A 24,614-nucleotide genomic window follows, 5' to 3' on the forward strand; every position below is an offset into this window, starting at 1 on the left:
ATCCGATTAATAAGAAAACGATTAAAATAATAATCGTTATATCGACACTAAATTGAAAATGATATAACCCTGCATGAAATAAAATCTCACGACGCACTTACTTACCAACCACACTTTTATAGACATTTAAAGTCTTCTTAGCAGTATTTTCAGGAGAAAAATCTTTCAATCTCTGATAGCCTTTTTTCACTAAATTCAACTTTAACTCTGCATTATCAATCAGTTTTTCAACTTCGAAATTAATATTCTCCTTATTTTCAGGATTAAAATACAGCGCAGCATTCTGTGCAACTTCAGGAAAACATGAACGATCGCTTAGTATTACAGGGCACCCACAGGCAAATGCCTCCAGAATTGGTATCCCAAAACCTTCATATAAAGATGGATAAATAAAGGCTATAGCTTTCTGATAAATCCGATAGAGTACCGCATCGTTTGGTATTTCCTGATGTAAAATCTGCCCGCTTACTCCCAATTCATGAAATAATTTCTGCTCGCTTTCTGTAAAGCCATGACTTCCGGCACATATCAGATGTAAATCTGATTGTTTATGTAGAATTGGTGCAATGGCTGTGAGGAAAATGTCAAAGTTTTTATAGTTTTCCCTGTTCCCAACATATAGCAGGTATCTTTCAGGCGTAACAATATCAAAATCTTCTGCAGGTTTGTAAGTAGCAAAATGTGTAGAATGATGAACTACTTCTATCTTTTCCGGTGCAATACGAAAAATCTCTAAGAGGTCATTTTTTGTATTCTCCGAAACCGCAATCACTTTTGCTGCTCTATCCAGTACTCTTTGTTTATAAGCTTTATCAAATCCATCCAACTGAGCATATTGGGTAGCAAATTTCTCAGGAATTGCATCATGGTGAGTAATCACATAAGGTGTTTTACCCAAAAAAGTCATGAAATAATCGTTGAAATAAGTCGGATGAAATATATCGTAATTATGACGTGTTATCTGGAGGGCACTATTAGCCCGGTTAACGTGAGAAAACAAAGTATTTGTAAGGCCGTGTCCCAGGAAATAACTGAATGGAAATACCTTTTTAACATCGGCATTTTTCAGGTATTCGTTATTTGAGAAAAGTAATGATAAATTCACCTCTACTCCCTGATGATATTTCAGATTGTGCATCAGGTCATAAAAATACCTTGCTACACCTCCAAATTTTGCACCCGAAAATGATTGATGATCGAAAAGGACTCTCATAAAAAAGGTCAGTATGTAGTAGTATCGATGCTTAGGAAAACAAAACTTTAATGCAAAATACCCTACATTCTATTTTAATTCTTACAAAATAAAATACTCTAAAAAAATGTATGCATAGTTTGATTACTGTATTTTTATCTTTTTAGGCTATCTGCTGATAAAACTACAACTATTGAGCATAAGAGGCATGTTAAACACCCAGACTATTTATTGATGTCAATTCAGATGTGATTTCAGAATAACATAAGCATGAAAGTGTTACCGAAATTAGTTTGTCTTGAGCAAATATTACTGATAGTGAAATGCAGTTTTGCTGAACATCCTGGCAAAAATAACAAAAAAGGATAACATTGCTGTTATTTTTGCCAGAGTTAATAATTTATTACCAGAAAAATGCAAATGCGATACTTTTACGTCACTCACCTATCTAAAATGCTCGTTTTACTTGTAAATCTTCTTTGATGGTATTCTCATCAGAAGTAGGAAACCGATTATAAAAAAGACCAGAATTACCAATACTGAATTGCGCATATTGCCGGTTATCTGTTCCACAAAACCAAATAAAAGAGTACCAAGTGTAATAGCGATTTTCTCAACAATATCATAAAAACCAAAATAGGACGCAGTATCTTCTGTACCTTCAGGAATTAGTTTCGCATAAGTTGAGCGAGATAATGATTGGATGCCTCCCATTACCAGACCTACAATGGCAGCAATCACATAAAACTCGTTAGCAGTGGTTGTAAAATAGGCAGCCAAAGGCATGAGTCCCCACACAAAAATCTCTATCAACAACGCTTTAGTATTACCAAATTTACTTGATAACCACGAAGCTAAGAATGAGCCTGGAATAGCAATTAATTGTATCAGCAAAAGCGTGACAATCAATCCTGTTTTTTCGATATGTAATTCCTTATCAGCAAAGATAGTTGCCACATAAATAACAGTCATTACACCCATATCAAAGAAAAGGAATGATAATAAGAACCGGGTAATCAATTTATTTTTCCTAACCTCTTTCAATACTTTGCCTAATTCATGAAAACTATTACTTAACCAGTTACCGGCTAATGATTTCCTCTGATCTTTTGGTAAATAGTAGAAAGGAATCTGTGCAAATAATGCCCACCAAAGCCCCACGGTTAAGAATGAAACACGGGCTGTAAATCCTGAGTCGCTATCTTCCTGAGTAAGGCCAACAAACTCCGGTTTCATTATCATTACCAGATTAAAAACCAATAACAGCACACTACCGATATAACCCATCATAAAACCTCTGGCGCTCAAGTTATCGAAGCGGTCCTCGGTAGCGATTTCTGGTAAGAACGAGTTATAGAAGACAATGCTTCCACCCCAACCCATCACAGATAACCCAAAGGCAATAACTACCCATGAGACGTTTTCCTTAGTAAAAAAATAAAAATAAGCACAGCTGGCCGCACCCAAATAACAGAAAACCTTCATGAAAAACTTTCGGCGCCCGCTTGAGTCTGCTAATGGAGTAAGAACAGGATTTAATAGTACTAATAATAAGGTTGCAACGGAGATAGAATAAGAATACAGAACAGAGTTCTGGACATGAAAACCGAAGAAATTTACAACATCATTGATAACATTTCCCTGCGCATCCTTATCGGTAGTTGTTGCCAAAAAATACATTGGAAAAACAACAGTGATAATGACTAAGTTATGAACTGAATTGGCCCAATCGTACATAGTCCAGGCAGTCAGTACTTTCTTCTGATTTTTTTGAAACATTTCTAAGGTAGGTATTTAGTTTTTTTATAAATACAAAAGTATTCAACAAAACATTAAATATTGAATTACTGGCGAAGCAATTTATTAAAAAATACTATACGATGCTAATAGAAAGAAAAAACGTTGTCCATAAGCTAAATCAAGCATTTTATTTAACATTCAAAAAATAATAATATGGCAAGTAATAAAATATTTCCTACGAAACACTTGCACAATCTACGAAATATTCGTAGTATTGAAAATATTTCGTAACACTATGCAAAAACTGACAGTACAGGAAGAACAAGCTATGAAAGTAATATGGCAATTAGGTGAAAGCCATATCAGGGCAATATTAGATTTAATCGGTGAAGATGAAATGCCTTATACTACATTGGCCTCAACTATCAAAAACCTTGAAAAGAAAGGTTTTTTGAAGAGTCGTAAGATTGGCAATGTGAGCTTATATACACCTCTTATTACAGAGGCTGCTTATAAGAACACGTTTCTTCATCGATTTGTAGAAGACTATTTTGATAATAGTTATCAGCAAATGGTTAATTTTTTTGTGGAGAATAAAAAATTAACACCAAGTGAGTTAAAAGAAATTATTTCAATGATTGAATCCGGAAAAAAATGATAACTCTTGTAATTATATTACTAAAATTTAGTCTGACTATTTCGGCAATATGGGGTTTCTACAAACTTATTCTGGAAAAACTCACTTTCTTTGTTCCGAACCGGTTTTTCTTTTTGAGTGGTATATCCATCGCTTTTTTCATTGCCCTCGGACGCTTTGAATGGGTTGCTACCTTCGTTAGTAATCAATTTAGCATGGCTGATTTAGACCCATATATTCCTTCTATTCAAGCCACAAACCAACAGGTTTTTAATCCAATCACCCAATTACTTGCATTTAGCCCTATTTTATTATCCGTATATTGTTTGGGTGTTATGGTTTTGAGTATGCATCTGTTTATCCAGTACCTATCCTATCGGAAACTGAAAAGAGGTGCCTACACGACAGAAATGTATGGCCAAAAAGTTTATGTAGTTCAAAAAGATATATTACCGTTCTCGTTTGGCCAATCGATATTTATTTCTGAAAGTGCTGCAGGCAATCCTGAAATCGGAAAAATTCTATTGCACGAATCTATTCATATTCAACAACATCATAGTATAGATGTGCTATTGGTAGAGTTAGTCAGAATTATCAACTGGATTAATCCTTTTGCCTGGTTGTTAAAAAAATCCATTCACCAGAATCTTGAATTTTTAACTGATGACCTGATTATCAATAAAGGCATTGATAGAAAGACTTATCAATATCTGCTTTTACATTTTTCGGGCAATAAGCCTTTTAGTTTAGTAACAAATTTCAATTTTTATTCACTTAAAACAAGAATCAGTAAAATGAACCAAACCAAATCGAACCAATTACAGTATTCAAGGTTCCTATTGGTTATTCCTGTTGTTTTAGTTTTGTTATTTGCATTTAGTTGTATGAACGAACAAACAACTAATGTAACTCCAAAACCTAAGGAAATAACCATCGAAGATTTAAAATCGAAGCTGAAAGAACCTGTATTAAAATTAGATGCCTCGGCTGACAACCAGTTTGCCAAAATGGATGAAAAAGAAATCGTTGCACTTAAATCGAAACTGAAGCTGTCTTTAGTAAAATTAGACGCTTCGGAAAAGAGTCAATTTAAGACAATGAGCGACGTAGAAGAAGTCGTAAAGTTTAAAGAATCATCTTTAAAATTAACCTTACCGACTGAAGAGCAATGGAATCAAAAGCTAATTCTTCAAAAAGTTAAGAATTCCCCAAAAGAAGTAGTAGAAAAACTCCCGCCTCCTCCACCTCCGGTTCCTGACCAAAAATAATCAGATTAAATCTGCGGTAATTTGTCTATTTCTGAATTATTACTCAGAATGTTTGAGGGAGAAGTATGCTAAAAAAAAGGCTTCTGGAATAGATCTATTTCTATTCCAGAGACACCTTTTCAAATTATGCTTTAGCTCCCGGAAAGAAGAATTGCTATTATAAAGCCTTTACCAATAAACCTTCAGCTTTAAGCTTATCCATCAACACTTTAGCGAATTCAAGAGCATGAGTGCCATCACCATGTATACAAACAGTGTCAGCGTTGATTGGCACAATACTTCCATCTGTTGAGACAACTGTTTTGTCTTTTATCATCCTGACAACCTGATTTACAGCGATATTAGTATCCTCAATCAGTGCATTAATTTGTGTACGCGGTGTGAGGCTTCCGTCATTCTGATAGGTGCGGTCAGCAAAAACTTCTGAGGCTGTTTGTAAACCTATTTTTTCAGCTTCACTAATCAGAAAACTTCCTGACAGACCATAAAGAATTAAATCAGTGTTACTGTCTTTGGTAGCTTGTGCAATGGCATTAGCCAGTCTGGCATCTTTGGCTGCCATATTGTATAAAGCTCCATGCGGTTTAACATGGTGGAGAGTTGTTCCTAAAGCCTTTACTACATTCAGCATTGCTCCTACCTGATAAATGCAAATATCATATACTTCCTGTGGATTTAAAGCCATGTTTCGTCTACCAAAACCTTGTAAATCAGGGAAACCCGGATGGGCTCCAATGGATACTCCTTTTTGCAAAGCCAACAAGGCAGTCTTACGCATGATACCCGCATCACCGGCATGGAAACCGCAGGCAATATTAGCCGATGAAATATAGTTCATCAATGCTTCATCATTACCAATCGTCCAGGCCCCGAAAGACTCACCCATATCGCAATTCAGGTCTATACTTTGCATATTCTATTTGATTTTACTTTGCTAAAAACTCTATTGCTCCTCTTAATCTTCTAATTTCCTGCTCTCTTAAAATTAATAATTCTTCAGCTTCGGCTAATGAAACAAATTGAAACCGAACCGAATCTTTTATACTGCACTGGGCTAATACTGGTAAATCTACTGAGACTATATTGCCTAGTCGTGGATAACCTCCGGTGGTCTGGTGGTCAGCCATTAATACAATCAATTGCCCGTCAGGTAGTAGCTGAACCGTGCCGAAATCTACTGCTGACGAAATTAACTCGATTTTGTTTGCTAAACTTAACGCCTCTCCAACCAACCTGAAACCCATACGATTGGAGTTTTGGCTAATGATAAATATTTCATCTTCTAAAATTTTCTTAGCTCCTGCGGATAGAAAATCATATTCATTGCCTTTGATAAGTCTGATAATTGGTGACTCCGAATAAGGTGGTCGAACAGAAGCGCCTAAATAAGGTAGAAAATCTGGCTTAGAGTAAGTTTTTATGTCAACCTGATAATTAGGTTTAATGGTATTAAAGTCAAGCAGTGTATTAGTGCTTTTACCTCCTAACCATTCTTTAGCTAAAAAACCACCTTTAATAGCTATATAAGCTCTTTGTCCTGAGATACGTTTTTTAAACTTCAATATACTTCCAGCCTTTACCCAAATACACCGCCAATTAGTAACTTGCTCTGGTTTCTGATTTTCATCAAGCAGATAAGGTGCGAAATCAGCACCTCCGATTGCCATGATACAATCCTTTTCAATTAATATTTCAGGGCCCGGAAAATGGACTTCAATGGCGGCTTCATTCTCTTCATTCTGCAAAAGGATATTCAGCAACCTGACAGCCATTTTATCCATAGCTCCATTAGGATTAATACCTAAATAGCGATAGCCATTTCTGCCATTATCCTGATAGGTGCTTAATATCCCTGACTTTATGAATTGCATGTGTTTGAGAATTGAGTGAATGAGCGAGTTAGTGATTGAGTGATTATTTAAGTAATCATTTCAGAGGGAATATTTGAATCGCCCAATCACTCAAGAAATTTATCAAAAAACACCAATGTATCTACAATATGTTCCTGCCAATAAGGCCACTCGTGCTTACCGGGATATTCTTCATAAATATGCTGAATATTGTTTGCTACTAATTCCTGATGCAGTTTTCTATTTGCTCCAATTAATATATCATCTTTGCCACAATCAAATCTAAAAGGAGGTAAGAGACTTTTATTAGCTAATAACCATTGAAGGGTGTCTTCCTCTACCGAAACATTCTCTTTCAGAATTGTATCATCATTATTTTCTAAAAACTGCTTGAGTTGAGAAAATTCAGTAATTGAAGATAATCCTGAAAAAGACTTGAATACCTGTGGATATTTAGCTCCTAAACGCATGGCTCCATAACCTCCCATTGAAAGGCCTGTTATAAACAATGGCAAGTCTGGACTTAAGTCTGGTTGAATCTCATAAATCAAGTCTTTGAGGTCTGTCGTAATCCAATCCTCGTAATTTTCATCATGATGTGGAAGATAACCACTTCCATCTCCAAACAACCCATCAGACGGCATGATTAGAAGCATAGGATTTATTCTGGCTTCATTAATCAGACTTTGAGTGGTTTTGTGCACGCCCCCCTTGAGCGACCATGCCCAATGTGAGCCATAGACGCCATGTAACAATATTACCATGGCTTTAATGGGTTCTTTCGGGACAAATAGACTTATATCCGCTCTTTTTTTAAGAGCATTGCTTTTGACTGTCACGTAACGGAGGTTATCGTTTTCGTAAGAGGGGTCAGATATTTCTATTGTAAAGAATTTTGACATAAATATTCTTTATGTAGGCAATTAACTAAACTATCTTACCTTAACCAATCTGCAGTTTTCTTTTATAATATTCAGTTGGAAGGATGTTACTTTTTTTACCTGAAAAAAAGTAACGCAAAAAAACAGGCATCATTTAAACTCGCACAATTAAAAATCCGCTATTCATTTCCTTTTGGCAACAATTATCCCTTGATTTTTAACAGTGCTCAAACAGGAAATGATGTTTTAAGGATATCATTTTAGTTGTTATTTAATTCTGAGAGGCATTAAGATTTTTTGTAATAATATTCTTCCATAATTAAAATACAATGACTCCCTTAGCATTTAGGCCTTGGTGCATGTCTGAGAAGGCTTGGTTCAGGTCGTTTAAGGTATAGGTTCTTGTAACCATTTTGTCTAAAATCAGGTCGCCTTTCTGGTAAAGTTCCTGTAAAATCGGGAAATCAATTTGCGGACGAGCTTTACCATATAATGGATTGATATAGATCTTATCCCACTCAAACAAATTCATATCTATATTGATTTCCTGCTCAATACCACTTACCTGTACTGCCGTACCCGCATTTCGTACCATGGCCAAAGGTGCGGCACCTAATGCTGGGATAGCCGTGCACTCAAAAGCGTAATCTGCACCACGGAGAGTGAGTTCTTTAACCTTTTTTGCAGAGCCTATTAGACCTATATCATCTTTTGATGCCAGAATAGTATGAGTTGCTCCGTATTCTACCGCCATTTCAAGTCTTGACGGGTTAATATCAATTGCAATAATTTTACCTGCTCCTGCTATTCTGGCACCTTGAATTACATTTAGTCCAACCCCTCCTGTGCCCAAAACCACTACAGATGAACCTGCTTTAACTTTTGCTGCATTCACCACCGAGCCATAGCCTGTCATGACTCCACAGCTGATAATAGCCGCTGATGAAAAAGGAATATTGACATTAATTCTGACACAGGCAGCTTCACGCACCAATGTATACTCCGACATAGTACCCAAACTAAAAGAGCGCTCTATAGGAATATTATTTAGCGTTGATGATTCTAAACGGGCATGTCCACCTGATACTTTATTGCCTGCAGTAACGGGAGAATTAACTTCACAAATATGCTGATTACCCTCCTGGCACTGAAAACATTGGTAACAGGGTATGGCCCAATTGAGTATCACTTTATCCCCAGGCTGCAGATTTTTCACTTCCGGGCCAACTTTTATTACCACCCCTGCTCCCTCATGACCCATAATTAATGGCTTACCCCAGGATTGGGAATCCCAATCGGTATGACAGATACCAGCGGCTTTTACCTGGATTAGTACTTCGTCCTGTACAGGTATATCATTAACTTCAATAGTTTGAATGGAAAAATTGCCTTGTCCATCTGCAATAGCAGCTTTCGCTTGTATCATAGGTTAAAATCGTGAAGGTTGAATGGGTTCAAAGATAGGAGAATTTAATTTACCAAAATCTGATTAATCTTATCTTGAATCATGCATTGGCTGAATTTTAGAATAAACATAAGTATCAGGATTGTAAGCATTTAGTTCAACTATCTTATTAATCAAAATCCTTAACCTAAAGTTTTCTCCATATACTCTGAATTGCCGACCAATAAATTTAATCTCTAATTGATCTATTTTAGCATTGAATACGATTGGTTCATCAGAATCGTATTCAAAATCTAGAATATCACCTACAGTATGTAAACCATTAAATATTTTTTCATCAACATACCCTTCTTTTTTGTATCCCGTATCACCAAATTCAAAATCCTCCAAAATTCCATTTCTATCAAAAAGACATAGAAATGATTTGTATGTAGTCGTTTGTATAGTGATATACGTCTTCAATTTCTTATTTTTTGTATTTTGAGAAGATTTTCCGTTATAGGTGTTCATAGCATTTTTTAATTTTGCTATAAACCTACCATACAAATAAGCAGTGTATTTGCATAGTTACAACAACTTTACTTGAGAATAAAAAGTTAGCGAAATCAATTTGATTATTACTTCACCTCTATAAACCTTACCAAATCACCAGCCTTCAAAAGCGTAGGATTTGAAGAATTGCTATCAAACAAAGGCAATGAAGTTCTGCCAATCAATTGCCATCCACCGGGGCTTTCTAGTGGATAAATTCCTGTTTGCTTACCAGCTATACCAACACTTCCTGAAGGAACTTTGGTGCGCGGGGTTGATTTTCTTGGAGTACTAATACGTTCATCCATTCCACCTAAATAAGCAAAGCCTGGTAAAAATCCCATCATAAATACCCGATACGTGGCCTGAGTATGTATTTGTATTACCTCCTCTATACTCAATTGATTATGCTCTGCTACAAAAGCCAGATCTTCACCATCGTATACCACTGGAATTTCAATTAATGCAGGCTCTTTTGTTTCAGTCGACGTAAGAGCCTTTAAGGATGTAATTAAGTAGTTTTCTATAACAGCATATGCAGTATTGGCGCTAGGATTAGCCTCTCTTACTTGTAAAACATTATAAAAGATCGTCAATGAAGCATAAGCAGGAACGGCTTCTATAAAACCAATAAAGGGGTGGGAATTAGAATAGTCGAATAACTGAGCTACGATTGTGTTAATACCCACATCAATCACCGCACCAAAGTCAATGGTGATAGATGAATCACTCAGAGGGAATATTTTATAAGGTGGTGTCAGTATACGAATAATCTTTTATTTCATTAATTCTAATGCTTTACTGATATCTGATGTGGGTAATTGGCAGGTTTTGTCATAACAGACATATATCATTGTTTCGGCATTTCTGGCACTTCGGTTTTGCAATAATGGCAAATCTGATGATTGAGCTGTACCTACATATACTTTATTAGGTGCGTAGGTTTCATCCAGAATAGCCCTTACATTCTGCAAATCATTTCCGACAATGGCTACTTCGGCTGTTGGCTTGGCAAATTGAGTGGCTAAGGTAGCCCAGTTAGTGAGCCATTGGGTTTCAGTCAGCACCAGTTTTTTCATTTTCCCCAACATATTTTTGCTTATCTCAATAAAATCGGCTCGGTCAAGAATTAGTCCTAAATTATACAGGTTACTTGCCATAATTGAGTTTGATGCCGGAACTACATTATCAAAAAGCTCTTTTTTGCGGGCAATCAATTGTTCACCCTGACTATCTGTAAAGTAAAAGAATTCATCTTCTGCATCATAGAAGTTAGCAATAGTATAATCGGCCAGCATTTCTGCTTCTTTGAGCCATTGCTCATCAAAAGTTACCTGATACAATGCCGTGTATGCATCAATTACACTGGCGTAATCTTCCAGGTAGGCAATTAATGTGGCCTTACCATTTTTGTAATTATGCCATAATCCCCTACCCTCTTTGCCTTCTTCGGTCAATACTTTTACACTCATTTTTTCTTTTAGAAAGTTCGCATTTTCAAGTGCTAACCTTAAAAATTGAGGTTCATTAATATAGCGATAAGCATCAATCAACCCTTTCAGCATCAGACCATTCCATGAGCATAGAATTTTATCGTCTAATCCAGGACGAACACGGGTATTTCGTTGCTCTAATAATAGAGAAAACATTTTATCCCATTTATTATTATCTACTGCCCACAGTCTTTCTTCCAGATGCAGAATGTTATTTCCATGTTCCCAATTGCCCTCTTTGGTTATATTAAATGCCTCACAAAATTCTTTCGATTGCTCAGCCAGTATATAATCTATCTCTTTTTTCGACCATATATAAAATTTACCCTCCTCACCCTCACTATCGGCATCCAATGCAGAATAAAATCCTTTTTCTTCACTGGTCATTTCTTTTTCTAACCATCCGATAGTTTGTGTTACTTTATCTTTATACAGATGGTCTTTTGTGAGGGCATAGGCTTCAGCGTAAAGTGATACCAATTGGCCGTTATCATATAGCATTTTTTCAAAATGGGGCACTTTCCAGTCTTCATCTGTTGAATAGCGGGTCCAGCCACCACCTAGAATATCATAGATACCTCCCAAAGACAATCTATCAAGCGTCAGACTGATATGTTGTAAGGCTCGTTCGTCTTTTGTAACTGAATAATACCGGAGCAGAAACTTCCAGATACTTGGCATCGGGAATTTAGGCGCTCGGTTCATCCCTCCTTTTTCATAATCAAAATCAGCCCTAATGCGGTTGAATATTGTTACTAATTCTTCTTCTGTAAAAGTCAATTCGTCGTCAGCCTGTAACCCATACTTTTCCGATTCTTTGAAAAGCATATTCTGCGTAAATCCTTCTGCTGACTCCTGCAATTTATCATAATTTTCATCAAAAGCCCGTTTGATGCTGACTACCAGATTAGCCCAGTTTTGTGGTGGGTAATAAGTGCCTCCATAAAATGGTTGAGCATCGGGCATCAGAAAAACATTTAAGGGCCATCCTCCACGCACGCCCATCGCCTGCAAAGATTCCATATAAATGGCATCTACATCCGGACGTTCTTCTCTATCTACTTTAATACATACCAGATGCTCATTCATCAATTCTGCTATCTGCCTATTTTCAAACGATTCACGCTCCATCACATGACACCAATGGCATGCAGAATAACCAATACTTACCAGTATTGGTTTGTTTTCTGTTTTAGCTTTTTGTAGTGCTGCTTCTCCCCATGGATACCAGTCAACAGGATTGTGGGCATGTTGCAGCAAATAAGGACTTGTTTCGTGAATGAGTTGATTGGGCATATTGTATGAGGAATGGTTTTGATGTTAGAAACATCGAAATGGACCATGTTGTTATACTTTCTTTTAACAATTAAAGTGGATTAAATTTTACCATGGAGTTGCTCAGAGTTCGGCACAGAGTTACACGAATAAATCCCATTGATTACTCCCTCACAAACTTCTTAGAAAAATTCATTGCTTTTATTATATACGTTCCACTCGGTAAGCGATTTATATTTATAGTCATGGTATTTTCACCCTGCTGCAAGTTTGCAGTCTCCAGATGTATTACTTTACCGGTTGCATCAACAATTTCAATTTTAGCCGTTTGTTGAAATAAGCTATTAATCCCAATGGTCAGATTATCCTGAGAAGGATTAGGATAAATTTTAAAAGAATTAAAAGATTGATTTGGCTCATCAGCAAGCAAATCCATATTAAACCTGCATAGAAAGACTTCGTAACCTTTTAGCAAGACATTCACTTTCAAGTTATTATATGTGGCTTCCACCACCACTACTTCATTTTCATCTTTGGCATAAGGGTTATGTGCAGCTACCAAGAAATCATTTCCTTTGGCTACGCCTCTCCAGATAGGTTTATGGTTATCGACATATGCACGTGCAGGTTGAGGAATTATTAATTGATAACTGCCTGTGAACATATCTTTGTATTGGGAAAGTCTATATAAGCCATTAATAAAATACTCGTAAGAAGCAAAGCTTTCATTGTTATTAAACAAAGCGGGATCATCCCAAAGCCATAAGCCATTTGCCCCGGAAAAGAAAGGAAAAATAGCGGTGGCTTCTGCCATAAATGGCTTAATGAATTTACGCGCAGCATCAGTTACATAACTATAACGCAACCATACAAATGGAATAATAGATTTATTAGGTACCCATGCCTTATTTACCTCAATCTGAAACAATAAATAAGCCAAATAATCAGGAGCAAGTGGATGCGGATAATCGTAATAGTAATACGCTGATGGACTAAAGAAATCTTGTCTGTTATAAACTTCTCCACCGATATTATTCGAAGAAAAATCATAAAACAAGTAATTGAGCAGGCTTGGATCGGTAGTCCATTTTTGCCAGCTATTGCCGGCAATATTAATATAGGTATTCAGAATCGGAGAATCAGAGTATCCTCCTATTCTCGACGATTTATTGCCCCTTGTAAAACCGAATGATTCCGCATAGAGTGTCTGTAAGTCTTTTTTATATTGAGTAATAAAAGAATTATTATCCAGATTCCTGTAGGCGATAGGTGTAGAACCATGGTTTTTCAGAATCAGAATAGAATCATTTGATTTAATTTGCCTTTCAATATCAGGCACTAATAAATCTACCTCCGGCATAGTAGAGAGTTCATGTTGCCACTTGGCTCTATATCCATCAAGATTATTATTCCAGGGACTTTTAACAGTTTCCCAAGGCTGATTAGTACCTGTGTAGGCCACACCGTACCAGACAATGGCTCTTTGATTTTTAGGCAGATTATCATCTGCTCCCTCAAAAGTAGCCAAATGGCTAAACCCATGTCTCAACGGAAGTCTTTGAGAATCTCCAAATCTTGGCCCACCATAAACTACAGAAAACGGTAAACTGAATTCAGGAAATTTCTGCCATTCAATAATTTTGCTTAGGGTTGTGGGTTTTAATTGAAAGCCGGTACCACATGTTTGGGCTTGAATTTTTTGCGCAAACAATATAAATAACAAGAATATTATCGAGCCGAAAAAATTAGTTGGTTCGTTTTGTGTCAATCTCATTATTTTCCTGCTGATTTTCATTCAAGCATTTTAAAATGGAACATATATTCACTTTGTAATTGGAAGCAATTCTCTAAATTGAAAACAAACATTTCGATTAGCCACCCATTTCAAACTAATATCCTTTCTCTTGTCTCTTCAACTCATCAAAAACATAACGAATAGAGCTGTAGGAATTGATTAACGCCTTCTGAATTTGCTTTTCATCCATCCACTGTAACTCATCAATATCTTCTTCCAACTGCGGTCTCATCTCTGAATCATCAATACAATTCATTCGATACCATTTAGTGCGTTTCAATATTTTACTACCATTCATGGCGTAGGTATGCCAGGTAGTACATACTTTCTCACCTAATACCACACCTATATTGCACTCCTCGGCTACTTCTCTTACGGCAGTTTCTTTTGATTTTTCATTATCATCACGTTTGCCTTTAGGCAAATCCCATTTACCAAGACGGTGCATCATCAGTATCTGGTTTTCATGATTGAACACCACTCCACCGGCAGCTTTCACTACTCTATAATAACTCTTTATTTGCTCTTCGATGGCTTCTTTATCATCTACTACAAATGTTACTGACTGGTATTCAAAGTCTTTTACGTTTGCTATCAGACGGAAAAACTTTTCGATTGTAGCCGCCGATGTATTTAATACGATAACATGGCCTTTAAATTTCTTTTCGTTCAATTGTTCCAACCGGGCATCTAGTATGGTATCGAAATCGCTGCCATGCAGGTTATGAAACTTTTTTTTACTAATAATTCTTACAGGTTTGTCGTCAATGAAGATAACCATTTGTTTTGTTCAGGCAGATTTGATTAAGGTCACAAAGTTCGTATTTTTTTTTAAAGTAGGCATCTGTTTAAATATTATATTTCGACCTAAATGGGTAGCTTTACGATTAGAAAGACAATATTTACGCAAGTTCTGAGTGTTCTATAAAAAAATTATAATACGCTTTTCGTTTACAATATCTGCAAAACATATTATTTTGCATGCTAATCACCATCTGACTTGCAAACTGTGGAGTCAAAACCATTTAAATGGAAATTTTAATTATTCTTTTTTTAGTGATACTCAACGGTATTTTCTCTATGTCGGAAATCGCCTTGGTATCCTCCCGCAAAACAAAACTAGAAATATCAAGTAAAAATGGCGATAAAAGAGCCCAAGCTGCGCTCGAACTTGCAAATTCACCCAACCGTTTCTTATCAACCGTTCAAATCGGAATCACACTCATCAGTATCTTAACCGGTATTTTCTCTGGCGACAAACTAACAGAAGATTTAAAAGCCACCCTTATGGGTTGGGGTTTACCAATTGTCTATGCTGACGAAATAGCTGTGGGTCTGGTTGTATTAATCATTGGTTTTGTTCAATTAGTTCTGGGCGAATTAGTCCCCAAACGCATAGGAATGGCCAACCCGGAGGCAATTGCCAAAGTAATGGCCGGTCCGATGAATATTCTTTCCAAGATCACCTCACCATTTATCTGGTTATTAACCAAGTGTAGTGACCTGATATTCAAAATTTTAGGGATCCAACAATCTGAAAACTCAGTGACAGAAGAAGAAATCAAGTCGATGATACAGGAAGGTGCTACAGGAGGTGCTATCGACGAAATTGAACAGGAAATTGTACAGAATGTATTCCATTTAGGTGATAGAAAGATAACTACACTGATGACAAGCCGGAATGAAATAACAATGCTGGATGTAGAAGATTCAGTTGAGGAAAACAGAGAAAAGGTGATGGAATATAAACATTCCGTATATCCTGTATGTAAAGATGGTGTTGATAATATTATTGGTTTGCTTTATATCAAAGACTTATTAGGAAAAGATTTAGACGCAGAATTACAGCATTTGGAATCGCTGCTTAAAAAACCTTTATTTATCCCCGAAAATAATCATGCGTACCAGGCTTTAGAGAAGTTCCGCGAGGATCGCATCCATGTTGGAATCATCGTTGATGAATATGGTAGTGTTTTAGGTATTATAACCCTCAATGACATTCTGGATGCTTTAGTAGGTGATATTTCAGTAGATGCCGAATTTGAATATGATATTCATGAACGAGAAGATGGAAGTTTCTTAGTGGATGCTTCTTTACCTTTTGATGATTTTCTGAATCATTTTGATATACAGATTAACAATCGCAAAGAGTATACAGGTTTTGATACCTTGGGTGGATTTGCCTTGAATATTCTGAAAGAAATTCCTGATACAGGTGATAAATTTGAATGGGAAGATTATGAGTTTGAGATTATTGATATGGATAAAAATCGTATTGATAAAATTCTGGTCATGAAAGTTCCAGCGCAAGAATAACAATTTAGTGATTGAGTGAATGTATGATTTAGTGATTATGAAATCTCTATTAGATAGTAAAGTAATTTAAGTTTGTGATTTGAATATAGAGCAAATTCGACAAGCAAATACTAAATCACCGCAGCGGCGGCCGCACATTCACCTATTCACTCATTTACTCAATATTAATATAATGAATACCTCTCACAAGATTGCTTCTTATTTGTTATCGACCAAAGCAGTAAAACTAAGTCCTGAACAACCATTCAAATGGAGCTCGGGCTGGAATTCTCCTATTTACTGCGATAATCGTGTAACATTGTCTTATCCGGAAGCAAGAACATTTATTAAAAAGTCTCTGGCCAAAGCCATCAAAAAATATTTCCCTGATACCGAACTGATTGCAGGTGTTGCTACAGCAGGCATTCCGCAAGGGGCTTTAGTGGCTGAAGCGTTGGGTTTACCATTTGCCTATGTACGTCCGAAACCGAAAGAGCATGGCATGGGCAATCAGATTGAAGGGCGTATTGAGAAAGGACAGAAAGTTGTAGTGATTGAAGACCTGATTTCTACAGGTGGCAGTTCCCTGAAAGCCGTTGATGCACTCAGAGAAGCAGGTATTGAAGTAGTAGGCATGGTGGCTATATTTACTTATGGCTTTAAAATAGCTGATACAAACTTTGCCGAAAAAAACGTACCTCTGGTAACACTAAGTAATTATAATGCCCTGATTGACGAAGCAATTAAGCAAAATTATATTTCTGCTGAATCGTTGGAGTCGCTGAAGAAATGGCGTAGAAAGCCTGAAAAATGGGGTGTTTAGAATTAAGGTATCTCCTTTTAAAGGTGGAATCTGTTTTCAGGTTCCACCTTTTTATTTATATGCTAAGACAGCAAATGTTTCACAGGAAGTAAAAGCTATCAGTTTTGAGGGGGAAAAGAGCGTTAATAAAATCATAGACACAGCATAAATTGAATTGGCAATCGGGCAAACACAGTTATATAAAATAAGGAGATAAATTCTAAGGTTAAGGACAATTTTCAAAAGAATAAAAAAGTAAAGAAATGTTTTACTAAATACAAGTAGACATTTGCTGGTATTGTTTAGGCCAAACCCTATTTTATTCTTACTAAAATCTTCTGTTCTGTGGACTCTTTTCAGATAGTCAAGCAGTTTTTTACTAAGTGGAATAGTATAGCTTCACCACATTAGTTTCTATAAAGAAATGATAGGTGGTTAGGTGTATCAACTTTATAAAAATTATAGCTCTTTATCGTGCTAAAAATCAATACCCAAAATTGAGAATAAAAATTAAGTCAGGTATGCGTAAAAATACCTGTTTTTAATTTCAGGTGTTTTTACATAAAATGTACGTTTCTGTTTGGCTTGTTTTTTGAACATGGATTAAAGTAATTTTTCACCATCGCAAAAACAGGTATTTTTACGCATATCGGCGTTCTTAAAAGCACCTAATTTTGCTTAACCATCAAACAAAATGAACTTAGATGTAAAAAACACAAACGTACCCGTAAACGGGCCATCAGCTGATCCGGATCCTTACAAAATCTCTTTAAAAACAGCTAAAGAATGGATAAAAAACTGGTTGGAATTTGATTTACAAAAGGCAAAAATCCAACCAAGTGAGATGAAAGCTTTTGCCGTTAGAAAACAAGATTTACAGGATTTATGGAATCTTGCTCCGGATGCTAACTGGGTACGTATGTATATTGGTTTAGAATTGCTTGATACGGGTATTTACCAACCACATTTATTGATGGTAAATGCCATAGGACCTGAGAATGTAACCGCAATTACTCGTCTGAAAATTAAAGATCTTATTAACTATGATCCGGAAACTTTACAAGACCAGTACGTAAATGATTTTTCAAAAGTTTGTCCACCTATCTGTGACCCTGATAGTGAATTAAACAATTGACAATTGCTGAATAACAATCGTAATTACGGATTTTAATACTCTTCATTAACCCTTAACCCTGGTAAAAGAGGTATTGCTCCGGATACGTTTCCTAAGTTTTTCTTTGATTCAGTCGCAATTACGCTTTGTTATTTTATTGATGAATGCATAAGCTGTCCTCGATGCACTCAAAACGACCTTTGCTGCCTGTTATTAAAATTTAGCTCTACAAATGTATATATTTGTAGAGCTAAAATTTATCTAATAAACCTACCTGAAATGCTTAAAACCGTTACAATATGGCTGGTAACTTACGTAACTGTCCTTTTGTTTTTTCCTTTGGGAATTGCGATTTATCGACGAAAGTATTTGAAAAAAGAACTAAAGCCTATATTTTATTATTTGCTTTTTGCTTTATGTTTTCAATTAATTTCCATCATTTCAACCAGGTTTGTTAAAAATAATACACCCTTTCTGCATGTGTATACAATTGCTGAATTTGGGTTAATTTCATGGTTCTACAAAGAATATCTCGGAGACTTTCTGAACAAAAAAATCATTTATGGTATTTTTGTTCTATTTACCCTATTTGCTATTGTAAACGCATTTGTTATTCAATCCGTTTATGCGCAAAATGCATATCCACGCGGATTGGAATGTCTCTTTGTAGTATTTTATGCCATTACAGCCTATTATAAAACCCTTAAATCGCTTGAAATAATTTCGATAGAAAAATCGCCTTTGTTTTGGATTAATGCCGGATTTCTTTTTTACTTTGCAGGTAGTCTCTTTTTGTTTGTTCTCGGCAATTTAATCTTAACCCAAGACATACAGCTAAGTTTACTATCATGGGCCATTCATGCCTGTGTGTTAGGCTTGATGTATATTTTTATCGGAATTGGTTTATGGCACAGTCCTCGTCAGTAGGTGCTTCTGTTGATATGTATGTGATGATTATCGGAGGCACTATTATGCTTTTTTTATTAGCCAGTGGTATCATCATCTTTATGGTGATGTATCAGCGAAGAATGCTCGAACATAAAATAAGCGTTCAGGTAGCTGAGAGCAAGCATCAGCAAGAACTATTCTATAGCACACTGGAGGCGATCGAAGATGAGCGTATACGCGTTGCTCGTGACTTACACGATGAAGTAGGTGCCTCTTTAGGTCTTATGCGCTTGATAGTAGGTCAGATGCCTGTTAATAAAGTACCCGAGTTACAAGAAGCCAGCACTCAATATAAACAATTGATTGATAGCACGATAGATAATGTAAGGCGTATTTCGAACGACTTACTCCCTCAAGGTCTAGAAGAAGCCGGATTAGCATTTGCGATTGAGGGTTTGTGTGATAAAATTCTTAGCGTATCAGATGTGGACATTATTCTAGATGTTGACAATAAAGTAACAAACCTAGGCAATATTATCAATCTGGCAGCCTATCGCTTATTACAGGAATTGCTCAACAATGCCGTGAAGCATTCAGGAGCTACATTAATAGAGATCGGCATAAAAAAAGAAGACTCAATATTAAAAATCAATTACGCTGATAATGGTAAAGGATTTGATTTTGAACAGGCTTATAAGAAAAAGAGTTTAGGCCTGAAAAATATCGAAACCCGAACCAAAGTACTGAATGGTATAGCAAAATTTGAAACACAACCAAATGCTGGATTAAAAGTGAGGATTGAAATTCCACTCACACATTGATTTCCTAATACCTGATAAATTACTAAAAAACCTGACTCGAAGAATAGGCTTCTGCCATCTATTCCTGGTAATGCATTTGCTTCATTGGAGACTAAATCTTCGTTGTCAACCTAATCGACCTAACCATAAATCATTCTGCTGTTGACTGAACTCTGTTGAAACTTATCAATCAATAATCTATATTGATTAATCATTATTATGGAAAAAATTAATGTTGCTATTGCAGATGATCAGATTCTGTTTCGAAAAGGTATGGCTGCTATTATTAATAGTCTTGACGATACTCAGATAACAATTGAAGCTGACAATGGCAGAACCCTACTTGAAGCAATTGAGGCCAGTGAAACAAAACCTGACATCGTTTTACTTGACTTATCTATGCCGGAACTAAACGGTGTAGAAACCACTAAAATACTGCATAGCGACTTCCCCGACATTAAGATTATTATTTTGTCGGTGCATAGCGACGAGCGCTTTGTAGCGCATCTGATGGAACTAGGCATCAATGCCTATCTCTTTAAAAATGTTGAACCCTCTGAGGTTGAAAAAGCCATATTAGCTGTGGTTGAAAAAGGATTTTATTTCAACGAAGTATTTCTCAAAGCCATGAAAAACAGAATGCTTGGCAAAAAACCCCGATTGCTGATTCAGGATAATATTCCGTCCACGCTCACGCAAAGGGAATTAGAAGTATTAGATTTGATTTGCCGCCAATACACGGCCCAGGAAATTGCTGAAAAATTATTCATCAGTACACGTACCGTTGACGGGCATCGGAATAATCTTCTGGAAAAAACAGGTGTGAGAAATACTGCAGGGCTTGTTGTATTTGCGATAAAAAATAACCTGCTCGACCCATCTGCGCTGTTGTAGTTAGCACAGGGAAGAGGGCTTGGGGCTTGGGAGTTACATCAAAAAGCACGATTTAAAATCGTGCTTTTTGATGTAACTAGAATAAGGAAACGGCGATTTACACTATTTTCTCTTAATTATTTCCTAAATACTTTAACATCCTGATGTGAGAATCAAGTCCTTTGGCAAATGAAGCTTTATCATTATAAGGAATATTAAATTCAAGCGCTGTACTTCTAACAATTGAAGAGATAGCCCGGTAATGAATATGAGAAATATGAGGAAAAAGATGATGTTCTATCTGATAATCAAGCCCACCGATATACCATGAAAGGGCATAATTTCTACTAGAAAAGTTTGAAGTTGTATTCAATTGATGAATAGCCCAGGTATTTTCGATATTCCCCTTTTCATCTGGTGATGGCTGGCTGGCTCCCTCAACCACATGTGCCAACTGAAAAATAGTGCTGAGTATTAGCCCTGCCACACAGTGCATGGTTAGAAATCCGATTATCCATTGTCCAAAACTCAAATCAAGCAGATATATAGGCAAAACGGCAATAATTAATACATAAGCTATTTTCCCGATAATCAAATAGATTATTTCTTTTAGAGGGAACGACTTTACCAAGCCCGTTTTTGACATCTGATTATAGAGGCCAATCTCTTTAAAATCTTTCCATAAAAAAGAAATGGTCATCAGGCTGTAAAGAAAGAAAGCATAAATATGTTGAAAACGGTGGATGGCTTTCAACTTATCTCCGCACGAAAGTCTTAAAAGAAATTTACCAGTAATATCTTCATCAACATCGTGAATATTAGTGTAAGTATGATGCAAGCGATTATGCTGAATCTCCCAGTTATATACATTCCCCCCTAAGAGATATAAAGAGGCACCAAATAGTTTATTGATCCAGCTATGTTTAGAAAACGAACCATGAATAGCATCATGCATGACGGACATTCCGACTCCTGCAGTACCTATGCCCATTAAAACGGTTAAAGCTAACATCTGCCAATTAGAAAAATTGCCAGTCAGAATCAAAGCATAAGAACCAAGATAAACACTCAGCATGCAGGTTGCCTTAATCAGGATAGTTTGCCCGCCTGTTTTGCATATCCGGTTATCATGAAAATAGGCATCTACATTCTGGCGCAGAACAGAGAAAAAGAGGGATTTATCCTTATTCAGGAATTTCACTCTGGCGTATTTGGAGGGTTTCATTAAAGGGTATCGATAGGTTAGGACCTGATTTTTTTACAATCTACCATTTATTCTTGGAAGAATATAATTTTAATACGCTTTTCTGAAAACTTTATTACTTCTTTAGCACTTTTTATTTAAAAAAATTGTTTCACAAAGTTATTATCGCTTTAACTAACTCATTTCCTGATTGGAGCAGGCGTTCGAAACTATCTGCTACTTTATCAAAAGCAACACGGTGTGTTATCCAGGCATTGGTATTTATTTTACCTGCCTCCATCAATTGAATAATATAATTAAAATCTTCCGGCAATGCATTTCTGCTGGCAAATATCGTCAGTTCCCGGCGGTGAAAAAGTGGGTCAAAGAATGTCATGTCTCCCTGAAAAAGCCCGACAAAGATTATTTTTCCACCAAAAGCAGCCAGCTCAAAAGTAGACATCATCGAACTTGGGTTGCCGGTAGCATCAAAAATGGCGGTTGGCATATCTCCATCAAACTGCGCCTTAATCTCTTCCGGGTTCTTAACTGAAACTACTACAGTAGCATTGGCCTTCATCACATTTTTTGCAAATCCTAAACGAGATTCGTTTACATCAAGCATCACCACTTTTGCTCCTTTTATTTTGGCAAATTGCAAACAAGCTAATCCAATTGGCCCTGCTCCTACCACCAGAACTTTATCTGCTTCTGTAATTCCCGATCTGTTTACTGCATGACACCCTATACCCAAGGTTTCTACCAATGCAAGTTGTTCATAACTCAATTGGGCAGACGGATACAACTTATTAGCAGGTAATTTCATATACTCGGTCATACCACCGTCTGCATGCACGCCTAGCACTTGTAAGGTTTCACAGCAATTAGTTTTACTATTCCGGCAAGACTGACATGTACCACAGTTCAGATAAGGCTCAACTGAGCATTTATCTCCAGATTTTATATGAGTTACTTCGCTTCCAATGGCTATTACTTCTACTCCTAGTTCATGTCCTAACACACGAGGATAAGTAAAAAACGGCTGACGACCGCGATAAGCATGGTAATCCGTACCACATATACCTATGCAATGGATTTTTACCAGCGCTTCATTAGATGCCAGAACTGTAGGTTCTTCAATAGATTGGTAAACGAATTTTCCTGCTTCTTGTAGGGATAATGCTTTCATTTGTATGGCTAAGTATTGAGGTAAATTGAATTAAAAATACCTCTTTAAACTAATAATCTGCTCCGGAATTGGTTGATTATTCCAATGCTCATGAATGACTAATGCTGCTCCTAATGCTGATGCCTGAGCAATTTCAGAAGCAAAGACTTGTTTATTAAAAAAGGCATCTGCCAGTAAATTCATATAAATTTCGTTTTTAGAGAATCCCCCATCTACAAAAATCTTCTTCACATTTGTGCGGCCTATGGCTAATCTTAAAGAAGCTATTTGTTGTGCCACCAAATCTAGCATAAACTGATGATAAGCTTCCTCATAAGATTTGAACAGGTTGATATTACGTTCTACAAATGGACAATCCAGTAATACATCGGCCGTATCAGGGGTTGCCTGTTTATATTTACTACGCAAAAACATAATTAAATCTCTGTCAAATTTTACTTGTTTAAAGTAATCCACCTTGACATTGAAATAATCAGCCAGGTGTTTGATTTGTCGCTCGTGTTCGTTTCCTGCAAATATTCTGGAAGCCTTTACGGGTTTACCCTCAAAATTTAAATAACATAAACAATCCTTGGCCAGCTGGTTGGCCGTAAGCGGCTCCTCACTGAAAGGATTCAGGCTAATAGCCCAGGTACCTGTTGAAAGCAGGATAAAGTTTTCGTCGAATGATTTCAGATAAGGTACCAAAGCAGAAGAACTATCATGTATACCTATGCCTATCGGAAATTCCTTCGTACTATCAGTAATTACATTATTGCTCAGCATCGGCTTTTGACTAATAGAGTGTAGATGTTCTGCTTCTACCCAGCTATGATAATCATCTTTTTCAAAATCCCACAGTAAAGTATGGCAACCAACACTGGTAATCTCAGATATGGCCTGATTTGTGAATAAAAAACTACAATATTGTGGCAAATGCAAAGAGTGCCGTATCTGATGAAAAATTGTTGGTTTTTCTTTTTTCAGCCAATACAACTGCAAGCTTGAATTGAGCATACCCAAATCTGGCGAGGCGGTTTCTCTGAAAATATCTTTGCTGTACTTTTCTAAAAACTCTTTATGAAGAGGCTTAGGGAAATTTTTCAGGTAATTATATAAAGCCGCAACTGGCTTGCCATTTCCATTTAAATGAACCAGACTTGCCCCATATGCTGAGAAATTTAAACCTTTAATTGAAAAATTCGGGTTTTGAGAAAGTGTTTGAAAACTATTCTTAATCCAGTTTGTCAGTTGAAGCAAATCATCAGTCGGATAGCCGTCATCATCCAGGCTTTCTTCTAACTGCACTTGTTCTTCTTTTAATACGTGATAATTCTGGTCAAAAACCAATAATTTTTTATTTGTTTTACCAATATCAAAAACGGCACAAACTGGCGTAGAAGTTTTCTTTTCAATCATTGAGT

22 protein-coding genes are annotated in these 24,614 nt (G+C 36.5%); 8 read left to right on the top strand and 14 right to left on the bottom strand.

Annotation, left to right across the window (positions count from 1 at the left end; all coding sequences use genetic code 11):
• Positions 1-97: 97 nt before the first annotated feature.
• Positions 98-1,213 carry a glycosyltransferase family 1 protein gene (locus D0T08_RS26050; protein WP_116985696.1) on the bottom strand — a complete coding sequence of 372 codons (1,116 nt, stop codon included), beginning with the start codon at positions 1,211-1,213 and terminating at the stop codon, positions 98-100.
• A 441-nt stretch (positions 1,214-1,654) separates the two neighbouring features.
• Entirely contained in the window at positions 1,655-2,971 is a 1,317-nt protein-coding gene (locus tag D0T08_RS26055; protein WP_116985697.1) for an MFS transporter, read from the bottom strand.
• A 256-nt stretch (positions 2,972-3,227) separates the two neighbouring features.
• On the opposite strand from D0T08_RS26055, the gene D0T08_RS26060 reads away from it, so the two are divergent.
• Complete coding sequence (locus D0T08_RS26060) at positions 3,228-3,590, top strand: BlaI/MecI/CopY family transcriptional regulator (RefSeq protein ID WP_116985698.1); 363 nt, start codon at positions 3,228-3,230, stop codon at positions 3,588-3,590.
• Complete coding sequence (locus D0T08_RS26065; protein WP_116985699.1) at positions 3,587-4,837, top strand: M56 family metallopeptidase; 1,251 nt, start codon at positions 3,587-3,589, stop codon at positions 4,835-4,837. The genes D0T08_RS26060 and D0T08_RS26065 overlap by 4 nt, the downstream gene beginning before the upstream one ends.
• Positions 4,838-4,994: 157 nt before the next feature.
• Here D0T08_RS26065 and D0T08_RS26070 read toward each other — a convergent pair whose 3' ends face one another.
• The 9 genes from D0T08_RS26070 to D0T08_RS26110 form a co-directional block, all read right to left on the bottom strand.
• Positions 4,995-5,750 (bottom strand): LamB/YcsF family protein, encoded by a 756-nt coding sequence (locus D0T08_RS26070; protein WP_116985700.1) that lies wholly within the window; start codon positions 5,748-5,750, stop codon positions 4,995-4,997.
• Positions 5,751-5,763: 13 nt separating this feature from the next.
• Positions 5,764-6,708, bottom strand: coding sequence for a biotin-dependent carboxyltransferase family protein (locus tag D0T08_RS26075; RefSeq protein WP_116985701.1), 945 nt, complete (start codon positions 6,706-6,708; stop codon positions 5,764-5,766).
• A gap of 86 nt (positions 6,709-6,794) precedes the next feature.
• Entirely contained in the window at positions 6,795-7,589 is a 795-nt protein-coding gene (locus tag D0T08_RS26080) for an alpha/beta hydrolase family protein (protein ID WP_116985702.1), read from the bottom strand.
• A 298-nt stretch (positions 7,590-7,887) separates the two neighbouring features.
• Complete coding sequence (locus D0T08_RS26085; RefSeq protein ID WP_199538227.1) at positions 7,888-8,994, bottom strand: alcohol dehydrogenase catalytic domain-containing protein; 1,107 nt, start codon at positions 8,992-8,994, stop codon at positions 7,888-7,890.
• A 69-nt stretch (positions 8,995-9,063) separates the two neighbouring features.
• On the bottom strand, positions 9,064-9,483 hold the full coding sequence (locus D0T08_RS26090; RefSeq protein WP_116985703.1) for a hypothetical protein: 420 nt from the start codon (positions 9,481-9,483) through the stop codon (positions 9,064-9,066).
• Positions 9,484-9,590: 107 nt separating this feature from the next.
• Entirely contained in the window at positions 9,591-10,277 is a 687-nt protein-coding gene (pxpB, locus tag D0T08_RS26095) for a 5-oxoprolinase subunit PxpB (RefSeq protein WP_310586313.1), read from the bottom strand.
• Positions 10,278-10,280: 3 nt separating this feature from the next.
• Complete coding sequence (locus D0T08_RS26100; protein WP_116985705.1) at positions 10,281-12,293, bottom strand: thioredoxin domain-containing protein; 2,013 nt, start codon at positions 12,291-12,293, stop codon at positions 10,281-10,283.
• 142 nt (positions 12,294-12,435) lie between these two features.
• Complete coding sequence (locus D0T08_RS26105; RefSeq protein ID WP_158561354.1) at positions 12,436-14,046, bottom strand: T9SS type A sorting domain-containing protein; 1,611 nt, start codon at positions 14,044-14,046, stop codon at positions 12,436-12,438.
• Between the two features lie 115 nt (positions 14,047-14,161).
• On the bottom strand, positions 14,162-14,848 hold the full coding sequence (locus D0T08_RS26110; RefSeq protein ID WP_116985707.1) for an NUDIX hydrolase: 687 nt from the start codon (positions 14,846-14,848) through the stop codon (positions 14,162-14,164).
• Between the two features lie 248 nt (positions 14,849-15,096).
• Between D0T08_RS26110 and D0T08_RS26115 the strand changes: the two genes are divergently transcribed.
• The 6 genes from D0T08_RS26115 to D0T08_RS26140 all read left to right on the top strand — a co-directional run bounded on the left by D0T08_RS26115 (position 15,097) and on the right by D0T08_RS26140 (position 20,860).
• On the top strand, positions 15,097-16,383 hold the full coding sequence (locus D0T08_RS26115; RefSeq protein ID WP_116985708.1) for a hemolysin family protein: 1,287 nt from the start codon (positions 15,097-15,099) through the stop codon (positions 16,381-16,383).
• A 172-nt stretch (positions 16,384-16,555) separates the two neighbouring features.
• Positions 16,556-17,185, top strand: a complete 630-nt coding sequence (gene pyrE / locus D0T08_RS26120) for an orotate phosphoribosyltransferase (RefSeq protein ID WP_116985709.1) — start codon at positions 16,556-16,558, stop codon at positions 17,183-17,185.
• Between the two features lie 673 nt (positions 17,186-17,858).
• On the top strand, positions 17,859-18,299 hold the full coding sequence (locus D0T08_RS26125) for a hypothetical protein (RefSeq protein WP_116985710.1): 441 nt from the start codon (positions 17,859-17,861) through the stop codon (positions 18,297-18,299).
• A gap of 258 nt (positions 18,300-18,557) precedes the next feature.
• Entirely contained in the window at positions 18,558-19,205 is a 648-nt protein-coding gene (locus D0T08_RS26130) for a hypothetical protein (protein WP_116985711.1), read from the top strand.
• Positions 19,184-19,987 (top strand): sensor histidine kinase, encoded by an 804-nt coding sequence (locus tag D0T08_RS26135; protein ID WP_116985712.1) that lies wholly within the window; start codon positions 19,184-19,186, stop codon positions 19,985-19,987. The genes D0T08_RS26130 and D0T08_RS26135 overlap by 22 nt, the downstream gene beginning before the upstream one ends.
• A gap of 198 nt (positions 19,988-20,185) precedes the next feature.
• Positions 20,186-20,860, top strand: a complete 675-nt coding sequence (locus D0T08_RS26140; RefSeq protein ID WP_116985713.1) for a response regulator transcription factor — start codon at positions 20,186-20,188, stop codon at positions 20,858-20,860.
• A gap of 112 nt (positions 20,861-20,972) precedes the next feature.
• Here D0T08_RS26140 and D0T08_RS26145 read toward each other — a convergent pair whose 3' ends face one another.
• The 3 genes from D0T08_RS26145 to D0T08_RS26155 form a co-directional block, all read right to left on the bottom strand.
• Positions 20,973-22,064, bottom strand: a complete 1,092-nt coding sequence (locus D0T08_RS26145; protein ID WP_116985714.1) for an acyl-CoA desaturase — start codon at positions 22,062-22,064, stop codon at positions 20,973-20,975.
• 130 nt (positions 22,065-22,194) lie between these two features.
• Positions 22,195-23,211: a zinc-binding alcohol dehydrogenase family protein gene (locus D0T08_RS26150; RefSeq protein WP_116985715.1), complete on the bottom strand. Its 1,017-nt coding sequence runs from the start codon at positions 23,209-23,211 to the stop codon at positions 22,195-22,197.
• Between the two features lie 30 nt (positions 23,212-23,241).
• Positions 23,242-24,609: an FGGY-family carbohydrate kinase gene (locus tag D0T08_RS26155; RefSeq protein ID WP_116985716.1), complete on the bottom strand. Its 1,368-nt coding sequence runs from the start codon at positions 24,607-24,609 to the stop codon at positions 23,242-23,244.
• Positions 24,610-24,614: the final 5 nt, after the last annotated feature.

This window comes from Emticicia sp. C21 (assembly GCF_003418935.1).
Lineage (GTDB): Bacteria > Bacteroidota > Bacteroidia > Cytophagales > Spirosomataceae > Emticicia.